Source organism: Flavobacterium sp. HNIBRBA15423 (assembly GCF_052655965.1).
On record NZ_CP199751.1, the window covers coordinates 3,619,690 to 3,637,254 of the forward strand.

General features: G+C 30.2%; 12 protein-coding genes and 1 pseudogene. 4 read left to right on the forward strand and 9 right to left on the reverse strand.

Features of this window, described 5'->3' with window-relative positions; translation table 11 throughout:
- Window positions 1-144: 144 nt before the first annotated feature.
- The gene (locus tag ACULEV_RS16155) at window positions 145-906 is read right to left on the reverse strand and encodes an exodeoxyribonuclease III (RefSeq protein ID WP_445456078.1); all 762 of its coding nucleotides are present in this window, start codon (window positions 904-906) and stop codon (window positions 145-147) included.
- A 178-nt stretch (window positions 907-1,084) separates the two neighbouring features.
- On the opposite strand from ACULEV_RS16155, the gene ACULEV_RS16160 reads away from it, so the two are divergent.
- The gene (locus tag ACULEV_RS16160; RefSeq protein ID WP_445456079.1) at window positions 1,085-2,884 is read left to right on the forward strand and encodes a GNAT family N-acyltransferase; all 1,800 of its coding nucleotides are present in this window, start codon (window positions 1,085-1,087) and stop codon (window positions 2,882-2,884) included.
- Window positions 2,885-2,923: 39 nt separating this feature from the next.
- Here the strand turns inward: ACULEV_RS16160 and ACULEV_RS16165 are convergent, their stop codons facing one another.
- From ACULEV_RS16165 to serS, 8 genes and pseudogenes are all read right to left on the reverse strand, one after another.
- On the reverse strand, window positions 2,924-3,331 hold the full coding sequence (locus ACULEV_RS16165) for a DUF805 domain-containing protein (RefSeq protein ID WP_445456080.1): 408 nt from the start codon (window positions 3,329-3,331) through the stop codon (window positions 2,924-2,926).
- 76 nt (window positions 3,332-3,407) lie between these two features.
- Window positions 3,408-3,692, reverse strand: coding sequence for a TM2 domain-containing protein (locus ACULEV_RS16170; protein WP_445456081.1), 285 nt, complete (start codon window positions 3,690-3,692; stop codon window positions 3,408-3,410).
- Window positions 3,693-4,124: 432 nt separating this feature from the next.
- Window positions 4,125-5,069: pseudogene (locus ACULEV_RS16175) on the reverse strand (2-hydroxyacid dehydrogenase); the annotation flags it as partial.
- A gap of 73 nt (window positions 5,070-5,142) precedes the next feature.
- Window positions 5,143-6,495: a magnesium transporter gene (mgtE, locus tag ACULEV_RS16180; protein ID WP_445456082.1), complete on the reverse strand. Its 1,353-nt coding sequence runs from the start codon at window positions 6,493-6,495 to the stop codon at window positions 5,143-5,145.
- Window positions 6,485-7,261, reverse strand: a complete 777-nt coding sequence (gene rsmA, locus ACULEV_RS16185) for a 16S rRNA (adenine(1518)-N(6)/adenine(1519)-N(6))-dimethyltransferase RsmA (protein ID WP_445456083.1) — start codon at window positions 7,259-7,261, stop codon at window positions 6,485-6,487. The genes mgtE and rsmA overlap by 11 nt, the downstream gene beginning before the upstream one ends.
- Before the next feature lie 77 nt (window positions 7,262-7,338).
- Window positions 7,339-7,665, reverse strand: coding sequence for a DUF4286 family protein (locus ACULEV_RS16190; RefSeq protein ID WP_445456084.1), 327 nt, complete (start codon window positions 7,663-7,665; stop codon window positions 7,339-7,341).
- 38 nt (window positions 7,666-7,703) lie between these two features.
- Window positions 7,704-9,482: a tetratricopeptide repeat protein gene (locus ACULEV_RS16195; RefSeq protein ID WP_445456085.1), complete on the reverse strand. Its 1,779-nt coding sequence runs from the start codon at window positions 9,480-9,482 to the stop codon at window positions 7,704-7,706.
- A gap of 80 nt (window positions 9,483-9,562) precedes the next feature.
- Complete coding sequence (gene serS, locus ACULEV_RS16200) at window positions 9,563-10,834, reverse strand: serine--tRNA ligase (RefSeq protein WP_445456086.1); 1,272 nt, start codon at window positions 10,832-10,834, stop codon at window positions 9,563-9,565.
- 472 nt (window positions 10,835-11,306) lie between these two features.
- Between serS and ACULEV_RS16205 the strand changes: the two genes are divergently transcribed.
- From ACULEV_RS16205 to ACULEV_RS16215, 3 genes are read left to right on the forward strand one after another with little or no spacing between them, the layout of a single operon-like run.
- Complete coding sequence (locus tag ACULEV_RS16205) at window positions 11,307-11,873, forward strand: OmpH family outer membrane protein (protein WP_445456087.1); 567 nt, start codon at window positions 11,307-11,309, stop codon at window positions 11,871-11,873.
- Window positions 11,857-12,462, forward strand: coding sequence for a hypothetical protein (locus ACULEV_RS16210; protein ID WP_445456088.1), 606 nt, complete (start codon window positions 11,857-11,859; stop codon window positions 12,460-12,462). Before ACULEV_RS16205 ends, ACULEV_RS16210 begins: the two co-directional genes overlap by 17 nt.
- Before the next feature lie 19 nt (window positions 12,463-12,481).
- On the forward strand, window positions 12,482-17,521 hold the full coding sequence (locus ACULEV_RS16215) for an RHS repeat domain-containing protein (RefSeq protein ID WP_445456089.1): 5,040 nt from the start codon (window positions 12,482-12,484) through the stop codon (window positions 17,519-17,521).
- Window positions 17,522-17,565 lie beyond the last annotated feature (44 nt).

Consider the following 17,565-nt stretch of genomic DNA (forward strand, 5'->3'; position numbering starts at 1 on the left):
TTATTATTTTATTTTAATATTATAGGTTTTTATTCTAACGAGAATGATATTCTTTTTAGTTTTTAACATCTCAACTCCATTCAATATGACAAAATTAATAAAGATACATTGTACAGCAAGAGAAAACCCCAAAAGAACAAAAATTTAATTAATCTCTACTAAAACCGGACAATGGTCTGAATGTTTGGCTTCAGGCAAAATTAATGCTCTTTCTATTTTATCTCGCAATGGTTCAGCTACTAAACAATAATCGATTCTCCATCCTTTATTATTATTTCTAGCATTAGCTCTATAACTCCACCAACTGTAATTATGTGGTTCTTTATTTAAATGACGAAAAGTATCAATAAATCCATTTTTCATGAACCCGTCTAACCAAGCTCTTTCTTCAGGTAAAAAACCAGAAACCTTTGCGTTTCGAATAGGATCATGAATATCTATAGCTTCATGACAAATATTATAGTCTCCACAAATTACCAAATTTGGAATTTCAACCCGCAAATGATTTATATATATCTGAAAATCATCCATGTATTTAAATTTATGATCTAATCGGTCAATATTAGTACCTGAAGGCAAGTATAAACTCATTACCGATAATTCATCAAAATCTACTCGTATATTTCTACCCTCACTGTCCATGTGATCAATTCCTGTGCCAAAGACAATGTTTTTAGGTTCTATTTTTGATAAAATAGCCACACCACTGTATCCTTTTTTTTGAGCTGAGAAATAATATTGATAAGGATACCCTGCTGCTGCAATTTCAAGTTTAGGAATTTGATCTTCAGTTGCTTTTATTTCTTGAAGGCAAATAACATCTGGATTTGCTTGTTGTAACCAGTCTAAGAAGCCTTTAGTTATTGCTGCTCTTATTCCGTTTACGTTGTATGAAATTATCTTCATGTTTTCTTTTTGGATATGGACCAAAAGTACTAAAAAGAGGGCTAATTTTAAAAAAAATTATAAGACATTAACATTAATTAAAATCGCTTTTTTGAAATAGTTTTAAGTAATGCCATTATATTTGCCTTTGATATTAAGTAGAATTGTTATCTTTGTTTTTCGCTCAAAAAAAAAATAAATGGGATTAGTCACTGCCAAAGAAGTAGCCAAAGCTATAAATGCTGATAAATATGGTTTTTTAGGAACTTTTTCAGGATGGTTACTTATGAAAGTTCTTAAAATATCTACTCTCAATAAAGTCTATGATAGAAACAAACATCTAAGTGAAGTAGCGTTTCTAAATGGTATATTAGACGAATTCCAAATTAAATTTGAAATTCCAGAGGAAGATTTTAAACGTCTTCCCAAAGATGGTGCTTACATTACCATTTCTAATCATCCTCTAGGAGGAATTGATGGCATTTTGCTTTTAAAATTAATGCTTGAAAAAGAGCCTAATTTTAAAATCATAGCTAATTTTCTTTTACATAGAATTGAACCTATGAAACCCTACATCATGCCAGTTAATCCTTTTGAAAACCACAAGGATGCAAAATCTAGCATAATAGGTGTAAAAGAAACACTTAGACATTTATCAGATGGGAAACCATTAGGTATTTTCCCAGCTGGAGAAGTATCTACTTATAAAGACGGTAAAATAGTAGTTGACAAACCTTGGGAAGAAGGCGCTATAAAAATAATTAAGAAGGCAAATGTTCCTGTTGTACCAATTTATTTTCATGCTAAAAACAGTACTCTTTTTTATTTCCTATCTAGATTAAATGATACTCTAAGAACAGCTAAATTACCTAGCGAACTTTTAACTCAAAAAAAGAGAGTTATAAAAGTGAGAATTGGAAAACCTATTACTGTAGCTGAGCAAAATGAGTTTACTTCCATTGTAGAATATGGAGAATTTTTACGTAAGAAAACGTATATGCTTTCAAATGCTTTTGAAAAAGAGCATAAATTAATAAACACCTCATCTTTAAAGTTACCTAAAAGCCCAAAACAGATTGTAAAACCCGCTAATCATGATCAAATTTTAGAAGAAATTACTTCTTTAAGAGAGCAAAACTGTCGCTTATTACAAAGTAAAAACTATGAGGTCTTTTTAATTACTGCAGACAAAATTCCAAACATACTTCATGAAATAGGTCGTTTAAGAGAAATCACTTTTAGAGAAGTTGGAGAAGGAACAAATGAGCCTATTGACTTAGATAAATATGACAAATATTATCATCACATGTTTTTATGGGACGAAGATGCTCAAATGATTGCTGGTGCTTATCGAATGGGATTAGGTTCTCAAATTTATACAAAGTATGGCATTGATGGTTTTTATTTACATGATTTATTTCGTTTTGAACCTGAATTGTATGACATGATGAGTAAATCCATTGAAATGGGTCGTGCATTTATTATTAGTGAATACCAACAAAAACCAATGCCTTTATTTTTACTTTGGAAAGGTATTGTTCATACCACATTACGTCATCCGGAACATAAATTCTTAATAGGTGGTGTGAGTATTAGTAATCAATTCTCTGAATTCTCAAAATCGTTAATGATTGAGTTCATGAAATCGCATTACTATGACCCTTATATTGCCCAATATATTCATCCTAAAAAAGATTATAAAGTAAAACTAAAAGATGCTGATAAAGATTTCGTCTTTAATGAAACTGAAGCTGATTTAAATAAGTTTGATAAAATTATTGATGAAGTAGAACCAGGAAATCTACGTTTACCTGTTTTAATTAAAAAATACATTAAACAAAATGCAAGAGTAGTTGCTTTTAATGTTGACCCATTATTTAATAATGCAGTAGATGGTTTAATGTATATAAAAATTGCTGATTTACCAGAAAGCACTGTTAAACCAGTAATGGAAGAATTTCAAGCAGAATTAGAACGAAAAGAAGAAAAAAAGAAATAAAAAAGGCTCAATTTGAGCCTTTTTTGTCTTTATTATTTATTATTCTGTTCCTATTTCATTTATTTCTATTGGATTTTTTGGATCTGGACCATATTTATTTGTACCATTATCTCCTTCAGTACCAAACAAGACTAGCAACCAAATTGGACCAATAAAAGGTATAAATCCAATAAAATAAAAAGTCCCGCTTTTACCAACATCATGCAATCTTCTTACAGCAACAGCCAAAGATGGGATAAACATACCTAAAGCATACAAAATCAATATTCCATAAAAAATCATTCCAACTCCTGCTAAATCCATTGAAGCAAATACAGCAAACAGAATCAATAAAGATATTTGAACAATCAAGTTAGCAAGTACAAAATACCAATATTCGGATCTTCTTGCTCTACCACTAAAATTTGCATAGTTTTCTAAAACTACTTTTTTGTACCATTCAATCATAATTTTTCTAATTAGTTAATAAAACAATATTAAAAAAATATTCTTCAACTAACTAATTTAAAAAACGTTTTAAAATTTAAAACCAGCCTTTCTTATTTACCTGATAAGTTTGATAAAATTCTTCATCAGTTTTTGTTAAATAAATAATACCTTCGATAAAAGGAATAATACCTAAAACACCACAACTAACAATAGAAAGTACTATTTGAATTATACCTTCATTTGTATATCCTAAAATAAATTTATGAACCCCTATTCCTCCTAATAAAAGAGCACAAACACCAGCTACTACTTTTTTGTTTTCTTGTTGCTGTGGTTGTGTTGATTGATTCCATTCTTCTGTTGGTCTTGTTGTTTCCATTTTTGTTTGATTATTATTAGTTAATTATTTAAAAGCGCTATCTATTGGTTCCCAAAGTTCAATTTTATTTTCTTCTAAATCCATTATCCAAGCAAACTTTCCATATTCATAAGTCTGCATATCACCAATAATTGTTACATTTTCACTTGATAATTTTTTCAGAAGCCCTTCTAAATCTTTTACTCTGAAGTTTTGCATGAACTCTTTTTTTGAAGGTGCAAAATAGTCAGTTTCAGCTGTAAATGGGCTCCATTGGGTGGAACAATCATCACCGTTCTTATCTTTCCACCAAAATGTTGAACCATAATCATCTGTATTTAAACCTAAATGTTTTTGATACCAATCTTTTACAGCTTTTGGATTATTTGTTTTAAAAAATATTCCTCCAATTCCCGTTACACGAATATCTTCATTTTTTTTAATTGGTTCAAAATAAATCTCTTTAATTTTATTAACAATAATTTGTGCTAACTTTTCATGGCTTTCAAAAGTCCAACCTGCAATATGTGGAGTTAACAAAACATTTTCAGCTTGTAATAGGTAATCAAAGGCTTCTGGCTTTTCTCCTTCAAATAGTGTTTCAAAAGATAATTTTTCATATTCTAAAACATCTAAACCAACTCCTAGAATTTTTTTAGCTTTTAGAGCTTCAACCAAATCTGTTGTAACAACACTTTTTCCCCTAGCTGTATTAATTAACCAAAATGGTTTTGCAAAAGCATTAATAAAATCAGTATTAACCATTTTATCGGTTTCTGGTGTCCAAGGAATATGCAAACTCAGGACATCTGTTTTTTGTTGGAGTTCTTCTAAAGTTACTTGTTTCGCGTTAGCATCAGCTACATTTGATAAAATATCATAACATAAAACTTCGACATCAAATCCTCTTAATTTTTTGGCAAATGCTTTCCCCATATTGCCATAACCAATAATCCCAACTGTTTTGCCATCTAATTCGTGACCGCGATTAGTTTCTCGATTCCATTTTCCCGATTTTACCTCAGTATTTGCTCTGTTTAAATTATTAAATAAAGACAAAATCATTCCTAAAGCATGTTCTGCAACTGCATTTCGATTACCTTCTGGTGCAGCAATTAAATGAACGCCTTTATTAATTGCATATTCACAATCAATACTTTCCAAACCAGCACCTACTCTTGCAATAAATTGAAGATTCGTTGCTTTATTCAAAAAAGTTTTATCAATTTTAAAACGACTTCTAATTACAATTCCTTGATAATTGTGAATTTTTGCTTCGATTTCTTCTTTAGAAGACGAATAATCAGTTTCATTAAGAAAACCTGCTTCTTCTAATTGATTCCAAAGTAAAGGATGATTAGAATCGATGTGTAGGATTTTGATTGTGTTTGGTTTCATCTTTATAATAAAAAAGTTAAAGATAATTATATTTTGATTTTTACCGTTTAGAAATTAATTTTTGGAGAAAAAATTAAAATCCTAAAATAGCTTTTGCAATTGTAAAGAAAATTATAATTCCCATTATATCGTTACTGGTTGTGATAAATGGTCCTGTTGCGAGTGCTGGATCAACACCATATTTATCTAAAATAATAGGAATAAAAGTACCTATTAAAGATGCCATAATAATAACGGAAAGTAAAGCTAAAGACACCGTAAGACCTGTTAGAATATCAATCCCTAATAAAAAATGACTTCCCACCATTAATATAATTGCTAATATTGACCCGTTTAATAAACTCAAGGAAAGTTCTTTTAATAATCGGTTTAATAAAGAGCCTGACAAGGCATTGTTTGCCAAACCTTGAACTATAATCGCTGAAGATTGTACTCCTACATTTCCTGCCATTGCTGCAATAAGTGGTGTAAAAAAGAATAAAGTTCGATGTTCTTCCATTGCTGGTTCATATATTCCTAAAACTCGAACAGAAACAAAACCTCCGAATAAAGCTAAAACCAACCATGGCAAGCGTGCTTTGGTTAATTCTAAAATACTATCATCGGCTTCAACGTCTTGTGAGATACCTGCTGCCAATTGGTAATCCTTATCTGCTTCTTCTTTAATTACATCTACAATATCATCAATGGTAATTCTACCTACTAATCTTCCTAACTCATCAACTACAGGAATAGCTTCCAAGTCATACTTTTGCATGATTCGAGCAACTTCAACATTTTCGGTATTTACTTTTACATAATCTACTTTTGGAATATATACTTCACTAATGGGTGTTTTTGTAGAAGTTGTTAAAAGATCCTTTAATGATAATCTTCCTTTTAAACGATTTTCATCATCCACCACATAAATGGAATGTACACGCGACACATTTTCCGCTTGTGTTCGCATTTCTTTTACACAAGTTAGCACGTTCCAATTTTCGTTGACTTTTACCAATTCTTTTGCCATTAAACCACCCGCAGAATCTTCGTCATAGCGTAATAAGTCAACAATGTCCTTTGCGTGTTCTACATCTTCAAGTTCCGAGATTACTTCTTCTTTTCTAGATTGTGGTAATTCGGCAATAATATCTGCAGCATCATCTGTACTTAATTCGTCAATTTCTTCTGCAATTTCTTTTGCAGATAAACTACGAAGGATTTTTTCACGAACTTCTTCATCTAATTCTAGAAGAATTTCAGCTGTTTTTTCGGAATCTAAAGCATTAAAAACATAGATAGCCTCATGAGATTGAAGTTCACCCATAATTTCAGCAATATCAGCAAAGTGTATGTCTTGAAGTAAATCTAATACTTCTTTTTCCTTATTTTCTTGAATGAGAAATTCTAATTCATTTAAAAGGTCTTTACTGATTTTAAACTCCATCGGCCGCTATTTTTTGAGTTAATTCTATAAATTGTTCATACGAAAGTTGTTCTGGACGCAGGTCAAAGATACTATCTTCTTTTAAATTATCAGAATGTATCATGCTTTTAAGACTGTTTCGCATGGTTTTTCTACGTTGGTTAAACGCTTGTTTTACAACTGAAAAAAACAGCTTTTCATCACATGGTAATTGATAATTTTCTTTGCGAGTTAATCGCAATACTCCTGATTTTACTTTTGGTGGTGGATCGAAAACATGTTCGTCTACAGTAAACAGATATTCTGCATCATAGAAAGCTTGGGTTAAAACCGATAAAATGCCATATACTTTACTTCCTTTTTTCTCACAAATACGTTTTGCAACTTCCTTTTGAAACATCCCCGAAAATTCAGGGATTTGGTCACGCATTTCAAGCGTTTTAAAAACAATTTGAGTTGAAATATTATAAGGAAAATTTCCAATTACAGCAAATTCTTCATTCTTAAAAACTTCATTTAAATCATATCTTAGAAAATCTTTCGCTATAATATGTCCGTGTAGTTTTGGGTAATTTTCTTCTAAATAAGCCACCGATTCGGTATCGATTTCAATGACGTTTGTTTCAATTGGTTTTTCCAAAAGATATTTAGTAAGCACACCCATTCCTGGTCCTATTTCTAATACTTTTTTGTACCCTGTAAAGGATAAAGTATTTGCTATATTTTTTGCAACACTTTCATCTGTTAAGAAATGTTGTCCTAAATGTTTTTTTGCTTTTACTGACATTTTTTGAAGTTAGAAGTTAGAAAAAAGAAGTTAGAAAAAAGAAAATCATAACTTCAGAGAAAGGTAAGACTTGTGCTTTAATTTTCTTTACCGTAATGTTCACTCATTACTTCAAGTTCTGTTCTAAAAGCAAGCATTTTATCTGCAAAAAGTTTAAATCCTTCTTGACGTAATCGTGGAGCATGATTTTTATAATATTCCTCTAATTTAGCTCTGGAATCTGTAAAATATTGAACAGAATAAGTTGTTCCTCCCATATCTTCTTCTACCAATACTTTTACCATTCTAGCACTTATAAAAAGTCCTGTTGAGAGAACATCATCAATGTGTTTATTTCTCATCCATTGCAACCAACTATCATGTACGCTTTCTTCAATATTTATAGTAACATTATATATAATCATTCTCTTTATTTTAAACTATTATTATTCTTTTCTTAGAATTACAAATTTGCATCTCCTCTTAAAATTCTAAATTGTTTTCTTGCTTCGGTAAAATAGATACTATCTGAATGCTCAAAAATCATTTTTTCATATAACGGTTTAGCATTTTCCACATCATCTAATTCTTTATGATATATTTCGGCAGAAAAAAACAAGGCTTCATCTACATATATACCCTCTGAATGATTATCGAGTATTTGCTTATAATATGAAAGTGCTTTTTGATATTCTTTTTTTCTTGTATAAATAGTTGCGATTTTAAATAGCGTTTCATCCTCTATGCTATCTCCTTTATATTGATCTAAAATACTAACAAAACCATTTAACGCTTGGTCTTCTTTATTTTGATACAAAAGTAAATCTGACTTAGCAAAAGCTGTTAAAGCCACTCTTGTACTGTCTTCATAAGAGTTGTCTTTTATTAGCAAAAACAATTCAACAGCATCGTTTGCAATCAACAAACTAGAAGATTGTTTTAAAACCTTTACTTGTTGCAAAGCCCAATCAAAATCGTTTTTATAATAATTAGCTTTAGCCATTTTCATGCTAGCTTCATGAGCAATGACATCATTTTTCATGTTTTCTTCAACTTGAGCATAGTACAAAATAGCTTGATTGAACTTTTCATCATATAGTAAAACATCGGCTAATTCCATTTTTACTTCTGATGTTTCTCTACTGTTTAAACGTAGCTCAAGTGCTTTATTCAATAGAACAATAGCTTCTTTTGGATTATTTAAATTGAATGCTTGAAAGTGAGCTGCTAATTTTATTAATTCGAGTGAGTGTGAATTAAATCCATATTTTTCTAACAAAGCATCTAATTCTATATTTATTTCAGCATAGTCACTAACATTAGCTTCTTCCATTTTTATTTTCATTAAAAAAGAATGAGCAGAAACTTGAAGAAGCTTATCGTTTGTGTTTTCTAAAACAAAATTTAAAATTGTAATTGCTTCTTCATTTTGTTTATCTTCAAAAGCCATATATGCTAATGAAACAATGCTATTAAAACTTTCTGGGTTTCTTTTATAGATAGCTTTTTCTTGAATAAAAGCTTTACTATACTCCTTTTGTTGTACATATAACCAACTCAAAAATTGGTTCCAATAAATATCTGGATTTTTTTGCGTTCGAATTAACAATGTCTTTTTCAGATAGTTTAAAAAAGTACTCTGAGCTTCATCTGCAATAAAACGAGTTAGATAATTTTGTACCACTGTAGTATTGTCTTGTTTTTCATAAGCAAAGTCTAATAACTTATCGGTCATTAACTCAATATTGCCTAATTGTCCTTGAAGTAAAGCAATTTGGTAATCAAAATTTAATTCAGGATTTATCTCTTGACCCTTTTCATAAGCTTTCAATGCCCAGTCTACTAGCACTTTTTTTTCAAAACCACTTCCTAGCTGGTAAGCATAAGCCGGTTGGTTTTCGATTTCTTTTATTGCTAGTTCATACTGTTTTTTGGCTTTTTCTTCTTGTTTTTGTAATTGGTAATTATACCCTAAATCAATATATAATATAGGCTGATCGTATCTTTTTTTTCTTTCTAAAATTGCATTTTCAGCTTTATCAAATTGTTCTAATTGCTGATAACAATCGATAATTCTTTGAAAAAAATAATAATTTGAAGTTTGTTTTGATGCAATTTGTTCTAATAAAGTAAGTGCTTTTTCAAATTCACCTTTTTCATAATAATCAAGTGCTAATTGTTCATTTTGTGATTGAACAATTAGTGTAAAAGATAATATGATAAATAGCGTGATTTTTTTCATTGTACTTTCAAAAAACAAATAATGTACTAAAGTAACACTTTTGTGTCAAATTAGTACATTATTAAATTAAGATTAACTATTTAGTTAATGATATCGAAACCTGTATATTTTCTCAAAACTTCTGGAATTACAATTCCTTCAGGAGTTTGATAATTTTCTAAAATACCTGCTAAAACCCTAGGTAAAGCCAATGAGCTTCCGTTTAATGTATGTGCTAATTGATTTTTACCTTCTTTATCTTTAAAACGTAATTTTAATCGATTTGATTGAAAAGTCTCAAAATTTGATACTGAAGAGATTTCTAACCAACGATCCTGAGCAGTTGAAAATACTTCAAAATCATAAGTTAAAGCAGACGCAAATCCCATATCTCCACCACAAAGACGTAATACTCTATATGGCAATTTTAATTCTTTTAAAATCCCTTTTACATGCTCTACCATTCCTTCTAATGCTTCATACGATTTATCAGGATGTTCAATTCTTACAATTTCTACTTTGTCAAACTGATGTAAACGATTTAACCCACGAACATGTGCACCCCAAGAACCTGCTTCTCTTCTGAAACAGGGTGTATAACCTGTACAAAGTATAGGCAATTCATTTTCGTTTACCAATACATCACGAAATAAATTAGTTACTGGAACTTCTGCGGTAGGAATTAAATACAAATTGTCTTTTGCATCATGATACATTTGTCCGTCTTTATCTGGTAATTGACCTGTTCCATAAGCTGATGCTTCATTTACCAAATGTGGCACTTGAAATTCTTGATATCCTGCATCTATGTTTTTATCCAAGAAATAAGAAATTAAGGCACGTTGTAATTTTGCTCCTTTTCCTTTATATACTGGAAAGCCAGGAGCAGTAATTTTTGTTCCTAGTTCAAAATCTACAATGTCATATTTCTTAATTAAATCCCAGTGTGGCAATGCTCCTTCAAACAATACAGGAACTTCTCCCTCTTCAAATATGTTTTCATTTTCCTCTGGAGTTTTACCAAAAGGAACAATCTCTGCTGGAAGGTTAGGCAATTTATATAATTCTACTTGTAATTCCTCAGTAACAGTACTTAAAGTTTCTTTTAATTCCTCAGTTTGCCCTTTGAATTGAGTGGTTTTTTCCTTAAGAATTTCAGCTTTTGCTTTTTCTCCACTTTTCATTAAAGCACCTATGTCTTTGGATAATTTATTGGACTCTGCAAGAATGTTGTCTAACTCAGCTTGAGTTGTTCTTCTTTTTTCGTCTAACGCAATGACTACTTCTACCAAATCTTTAGCATCCATATTTCTTTTTGCTAAACGTTTGATTACTTCTTCCTTGTTTTCTCTAATAAATGTTACCTGTAACATAGTTTTTAAAATTTTAAGAGGCAAATTTAATGAATTTGAGTTTAGTTTTCTGAAAATATGTTTAAAAGTTAGAAGAGGAAGATGGGAGAAGGAAGAAATTAATTTACTTCTACAAGTAGAATGTCTTTTTCATACTTTTCCCATACACTATCCATACCTTTGATATGGCTTTGATATGGAGTAAGCATGAAGTAAGGATGAAGCTTGACCCCTCCTGACCCGTCCTAAAATAACTATACAGGTTATTAAATAAATCCTATTATAGTTATACAAATATAATTCTTAATCCTAAATTTACTATACAACTGTTTTTTATATTCATAAAACACTTATTTAAAGGTAGTTGTACAATGATTAAACTTTTTAAAAAATAATTTCAAAATAAAGTTAACAAAAAGTTAAAATAAAAACATTCGTAATTTAAAAAATGGTATTATTTTTGCGGGAATTTTATTTAAATAAAAAAGTTAAAATGAAGCCAAATCCTTCTAAAAAAATAGACTTGTCTAAAGTGCTATTAGTTGTTAGTTTAATTGCTCTTTTGTTAAGTTGCCTTGCTATTTATTTTACAAAAAGTAGTACTGAATTAGTGTATGTTGATGTAAACAAACTAATTGACGGTTATTCCCGAACAAAAGTAGCTAAAGCTGAATTTGATAAAAAAGCAACTACTTTAAAAGCAAATGTTGACTCTTTAGTTACTAGTTGGCAAAAAGAATTGCAGGCGTATGAAAAGGAAAGAGCTTCTCTTACTCCAAAAGAACTACAATTAAAACAAGAACTTTTAGGTAATAAACAACAGCAAATAAATGGTTACCAAGAAGCTATTCAAAAAAAGATACAAGAAGAAGATAAAAAAACTACACAAACCGTTATTAATGATATTAATGATTATGTAAAGGAATATGGCAAAGACAAAGGCTATAAAATTATTTTTGGTGCTAGTGGTGGTGGCAATATTATGTATGCAGATGAATCTTCTGATTTAACAGATGAAGTGCTGAAAGGCTTAAACGCACAATATGACAAAAAGAAGTAGCCTGTTTTTTTTAATACTCCTTTTTCTTTCTTCTTGCAGTACCAAAACTTTTGATACTACAGAAGAAATTTTTGCATTTCTATCTGATGAAGAAAATGGGTATTGCTATACCAAAGAAATTAATGGCGTGAATTACACTTTGCAATACCGTCCTACCGATGTACTAGTACAACAAGAATTAGGCGATTCTAACTCGAAAGAACAAGTTGAAAAATTAAGAAAGAAATATGGTAAACAATTATATTTTAATCTTTCTATGTCTTTAAATGGACAAGAATTATTGAGTAATGTGGTAAAAGACAAGGCACAATTTGGGCAAATGGTAAATGATTTGGCTTTTAATATGGATGAAAAAGTACATGTTTTTACTCCTGAAAAAGACACGCTAGCCATGACTGATTTTGTCTATCCTAGAATGTATGGCATGACTAATTCTACTACTATTTTGATTGTTTATCCTAGAGATAAAAACTATTTAAAAGAAGACTATTTAAATTTTACGATTGAGGATTTAGGTTTATATACTGGAGAAGTGAAATTTAAAGTACAAACCCAACCTCTAAAAAACGAACCAAAATTGAATTTATAAGCATACTTATTATATAAATATGAAGAATCCAAAACCCTTCCACAAAAGAATTGCTCTAATTTTATTAGCTATCTTTTTACCTTCCTTATTTCCTATAAATTTATTATATGCTAGTAATAATGGACCTAATGCTTTTGAAGCTGCAACATTTGAACCTGTAGATGCAGCAGATATGGTTAATCTAGCTACTGGTGATGTGTCCTATACTTTACCATTATTAAATGTTCCTTCACCTGAAGGAGGTTATCCTTTAACATTATCCTATAAAGCAGGTGTAGCAATGGATCAAGAAGCTTCTTGGGTTGGTCTTGGTTGGGCATTAAACCCTGGAGCTATAAATAGAAATGTAAATGGTTTTGCTGATGATGTTGAAAATGGATCTCTACATAAGTTTGCCTATGATTCTGGTGGTGAAATAACTTTCCAGACAATTGGCATTGGTGGAAATTATAATGGTATAACATTAGGTGTAGGAGCATATTGGGGTTCCAACAAAACTTTTGGAGGTAGTGTTACCTATGGTGTAGGTCCTGCAGTGGCTACTATTGGCGCTGGATCTGCAGGTATGAGTATTGGCTTAGGATATTCCGACTCTTTAGAGAATCTTACTAGTAATGTTTCTAATGGTGTTTCTTTTGAAAGTTTTAAAAGACAAGGTTCTGGCTTTTCTTCTAATGGAACAGGGGCTTCTAGTGGAAGTTCGAGTGTTACAGCAAGTGATTATAATATACAAACAAGTGTGGAACAATATGGAGGATTTGGAATATATTATGGACGTACAAAAGTTAGTTATGATTTGTATAAACTTAGTAGTAATAGATTTAATGGAATGTTTTATCCTACATCAGGAAATATTTATACTGCTGTTAGTAACGGACTAATTTTCGATACTAATCCTTTAATTCTTTACAACAAAGAAGAAGAAAATATTTTAGATATCAATAATTTTGAAAAATCATATAAATACAATAATGCTTTGCTTCCAAACTTTGATAAATACTTTGTAAGCGGACAAGGAATAGGCGGACCTATTGAACCTAGTGTAAATGAAGAGTTTAATTTATATCATGAACCAGCAAATAAAACATATTTTTTAAGTACTGATAACTTAATTTATAACCAGTATATTAATTATACTGATTTGGAAATGAAACTCAATTCAAAACTATTCTTTGAATTTAGTAATTCTAATAGTTCATTTTTAAGAGTAAATCGTACTAATATAGATTGGGACATTATTGGAGAAATGAATAATCCTGTTGCAACTGATCAAGATTACAATAGATACCTCCATTCGAAAACTAGTAATTCAGGCCTATACAATGAATACACCACAAATGAAGGTATACTTTTAAAAAATGGATTCAGAAAAAGAACTGGAAAGTTTGTTGAATCCTTTACAAATTCACAAATAAACTCTGATGTAACCCAACATAACATTCATTTTATTGAAGCGAAAAATTTAAACAGAAGTAATACACAAACTTATCAACTAGAGTCAATTGGAGGATTTAGAATTACAGATACCGATGGTAAAACGTATCATTATTCTTTACCCGTAATCCACTTTGAAACTTATTACAAAAATTTCACAGAAGCAGCTAATGAAAACAATAAATTTTATGAAGTTGAAAATGGTGAATCTTATGCCACAGACTGGTTATTAACTGCCATTACTGGACCTGATTATGTGGACTTTAATAATAATAATGTACTGGACAAAGAAGATTATGGGTATTGGGTTGAATTTGATTATGGAAAATGGTCTGATGGTTATATGTGGCAAAGTTCTTCAGGTAATTATGATGTTGTAAAAGGAGATGGTCAAAACAATGATCGTTATGAATATTATAGAGGTAGAAAACAAATTTATTATTTAGATGCTGTAAGAACAAGAACTCATACAGCCTATTTTGTTAAAAGCATTAGAAAAGATGCTGTTGGAAAAGAACTAAAGAATTATAATTCTAAATATTCACCAGGCTCTGATTTATTTAGCTGTGCAAGACATTTCAATGGTGTTGAACAAAATTATTGTCCAGGATGTGGTGGTCCAGGCTCAGGTGCTGCACAACTAGATTATTCTTTATATAATATACCTGTAACTACTGGAATTAAAGGTTATAAAGAAACGGTAGTATATGAAGACTTTCCTAAACACTATTCTTTAAAATTAGATAAAATAATATTAGTAAAAAACAATTCAGATTTAATAATAAATAAATCTACTGGAGTAGATTTAACACAAACTAAAAAAGCTTATTTATATAAAAACTTTGGTTTTAGAATAACTCATAAATTCGATCAAAATTGGTATTCGGAAACTAACTATTATAATGGTTTTTATCCATATGTTAACAATAGTAATAATACTTTAAAAGAAATAGATATACATAATAGCGCTAACGTAATAGATGTTAATGACATAAATGGAATAAATATTACTGAAAATGCAGTAAAGATTATTAACTTTGATTACGACCCTACTTATCCTTTAATGCCTAATTCACCTAATTCAGTTGCTGCCAGTAAAGGAAGATTAACTTTGAACAGTGTTGATTTTAGAGGAAAAAAAGGAGTTTCTTATATGCCAAAATACCAATTTTTTTACAATTCTTCAAACATGCCTTTTGATACGGAGAAAGAAGATGGTTGGGGTTATCATTCTGACAACCCTACAGCTTGGAGTCTTAGAGAAATTATTACACCCACTGGAGGTCATTTACGTATTGATTATGAATCTGACGATTATAATGCTGTTGCTTCTTTATCGTCCAGAATTTTTAATAAGGGATTGTCTTTTTACATCTATAAAGATACAAACACAAACGAACTTTATTTTCGAGTAACAAAAAACCCTAATGAAGCTGTAATAGAGAATTTTTCTAGTTTTTTAGATTATTTTACTTTTGAAGAGAAAGTGAGTCTAGAGTTTAATCATTTAACTTCCGCTGTATTTGGAACAGTTAATTTAAATATAAATAGTTTAAAGGGACAAGTTTCTAATATTGAACAAAATACAGTTACATTTAGAATTACAAATAACTCTGGATTATGGAGTTCTGAAAGTAAAGGAGAACAGTTTATACTTAATAAAAATATTTCTCATACTTCTCCAGGAATCTTTCTTAATTACAGATTAGCCTCCTCTAATACCCCTTATAAAGGTAAAGGTGGTGGAATTAGAGTTAAATCCATCAGTATGATTCAAAATGGACAAATAGAAGGCTCTCAAAAGTTTTATTACAACAAACCTAGTTATGATAAAAATCCTAGTAATCCTAACTACAAATCTTCTGGTTCAACTTCTTTTGTTCCCTATAAAGAATCTGTTATAGTGCCTTATGCCTCAGAACTACCTCCTCCAGTTATCTTGTATAAAAATGTTACTGTAGAAAATTATGGAAAAAGCACTGCAGAAATGTTAGGAAAAACAGAGTATTCCTTTGAAACACTTCCTAATTTTTATACTGATGCTAATTATATCTTTTCTTCGGGAGATAAAATGACCATTAAACAATTACAAAATAATTTAGCAGGTCCCAAATTGCGTTTTTTAAAATATGAAATAAAAACTAAATTTAATGATTTAGGGCGTTTGTTAAGTGTTAAAAATTACAACAATAAAGGACAATTATTACACGCTCAAGATTTAAATTATAAAACTAATTTAGACAATCATGGAGAAACAGGTGTAAAAGAAGAATCTTATGGTTCAAGATATATGAAATTCGATGGAAGTAATATTAATTGGCATGTATTATCAACAAGCAAAATTTCTTATCCTAGTAAATTAGAAACGGTTACCTCAACTTCAAATAACTTTACAAGTACTGTTTCCTATGATAAATATGATTTTCTAACAGGTAGTCCATTAGAAACAAAAACAGTTACTAGTGATGGTAGGGTTGTAAAGATAAAAACTATACCAGCCTATTCCAAATATCAAAGTATGGGTGCAAAAGTCGATGACGTCAATAACGCTAATATGCTTTCGCAAAATGCTGTAAGCTATTCTTACCTTGAAGAAAACGGAATCGATAAAATTACAGGAGTAGGAATTACCACTTGGAATAATGAGTGGAATTACCAAGATGTAGGAGGAAATACTTCAGACCCAGATTTAGAAACAAGTAAAGAAAAAATATGGAGAAAACACAAATCTTATACTTGGAATGGTTTAACGGATTCTAATGGAATTTTTACAAATTATGATTCACAGAATGGTGATGACGGGTTTGTTTGGGGTGTTGGATTACCTCAGACTAACAGTAGGTGGAAACAAATTTCGGAAGTAACTTTGTATGACCATTATTCTATGCCACTAGAAGTTCAAGATATTAATAATAATAAAGCGGCTACAAAAATGGATGTTGATGATACAAAAATAATTGCTACTGGAAATGCAGCCTATAATGAAATGTTTTACTCTGGAGTTGAAACTTCTTTCTTGAATGCTGGTTTTTGGATAGGCAAAGAAGTTCGCAACACCAATGGAGAAATAACAAATGAAAAAGCACATACAGGTAAGTTTTCAATAAAAGCCACAAATACTTCAGAATTTGGAGTTTATATGCAACAAATTAATCAACATCGGGCTGGAAAATATAAATTATCTGTTTGGGTACATAAAGATAATGCGGCTAAAGCAAGAATTTATAATACATTTATAAATGATAGCTATAATACGATTGGAGTAATGGAATTTAATGGCGAAAACTATACTGCTGGTGAGTGGGTTTTGAAAACCCATTATTTCGATTGCATAGCTAATTTAGACAACTATGTATATGTTACATCCATTGATAATACAACTGTGTATTTCGATGATTTAATGATTCGACCTATTGCTTCTTCAATCACAGGTTATGTCTATAATGAAAATGACGAACTTACTGAAATCATAAGTAATAATGGTTTGGCAACTCGTTTTGAGTATGATGTAGCAGGACGTTTAATTAAAACATATGTTGAAATTCTTGATGATCCAGCGAATAATGTTATAGGTGGCTTTAAACTAAGCTCTAAAAATAAAATCAATTACAAATACATGAATTAATTTTATAACACGCTTTTTTTAAAGTTTAATTTATAAAGACTGAA

Coding starts and splice junctions, on each gene's coding strand:
- ACULEV_RS16190 (WP_445456084.1), bottom strand. CDS start 7,665: ATGATTATATATAATGTTACTATAAATATTGAAGAAAGCGTACATGAT.
- ACULEV_RS16215 (WP_445456089.1), top strand. CDS start 12,482: ATGAAGAATCCAAAACCCTTCCACAAAAGAATTGCTCTAATTTTATTA.
- ACULEV_RS16160 (WP_445456079.1), top strand. CDS start 1,085: ATGGGATTAGTCACTGCCAAAGAAGTAGCCAAAGCTATAAATGCTGAT.
- ACULEV_RS16195 (WP_445456085.1), bottom strand. CDS start 9,482: ATGAAAAAAATCACGCTATTTATCATATTATCTTTTACACTAATTGTT.
- ACULEV_RS16205 (WP_445456087.1), top strand. CDS start 11,307: ATGAAGCCAAATCCTTCTAAAAAAATAGACTTGTCTAAAGTGCTATTA.
- serS (WP_445456086.1), bottom strand. CDS start 10,834: ATGTTACAGGTAACATTTATTAGAGAAAACAAGGAAGAAGTAATCAAA.
- ACULEV_RS16165 (WP_445456080.1), bottom strand. CDS start 3,331: ATGATTGAATGGTACAAAAAAGTAGTTTTAGAAAACTATGCAAATTTT.
- ACULEV_RS16155 (WP_445456078.1), bottom strand. CDS start 906: ATGAAGATAATTTCATACAACGTAAACGGAATAAGAGCAGCAATAACT.
- ACULEV_RS16170 (WP_445456081.1), bottom strand. CDS start 3,692: ATGGAAACAACAAGACCAACAGAAGAATGGAATCAATCAACACAACCA.
- rsmA (WP_445456083.1), bottom strand. CDS start 7,261: ATGTCAGTAAAAGCAAAAAAACATTTAGGACAACATTTCTTAACAGAT.
- mgtE (WP_445456082.1), bottom strand. CDS start 6,495: ATGGAGTTTAAAATCAGTAAAGACCTTTTAAATGAATTAGAATTTCTC.
- ACULEV_RS16210 (WP_445456088.1), top strand. CDS start 11,857: ATGACAAAAAGAAGTAGCCTGTTTTTTTTAATACTCCTTTTTCTTTCT.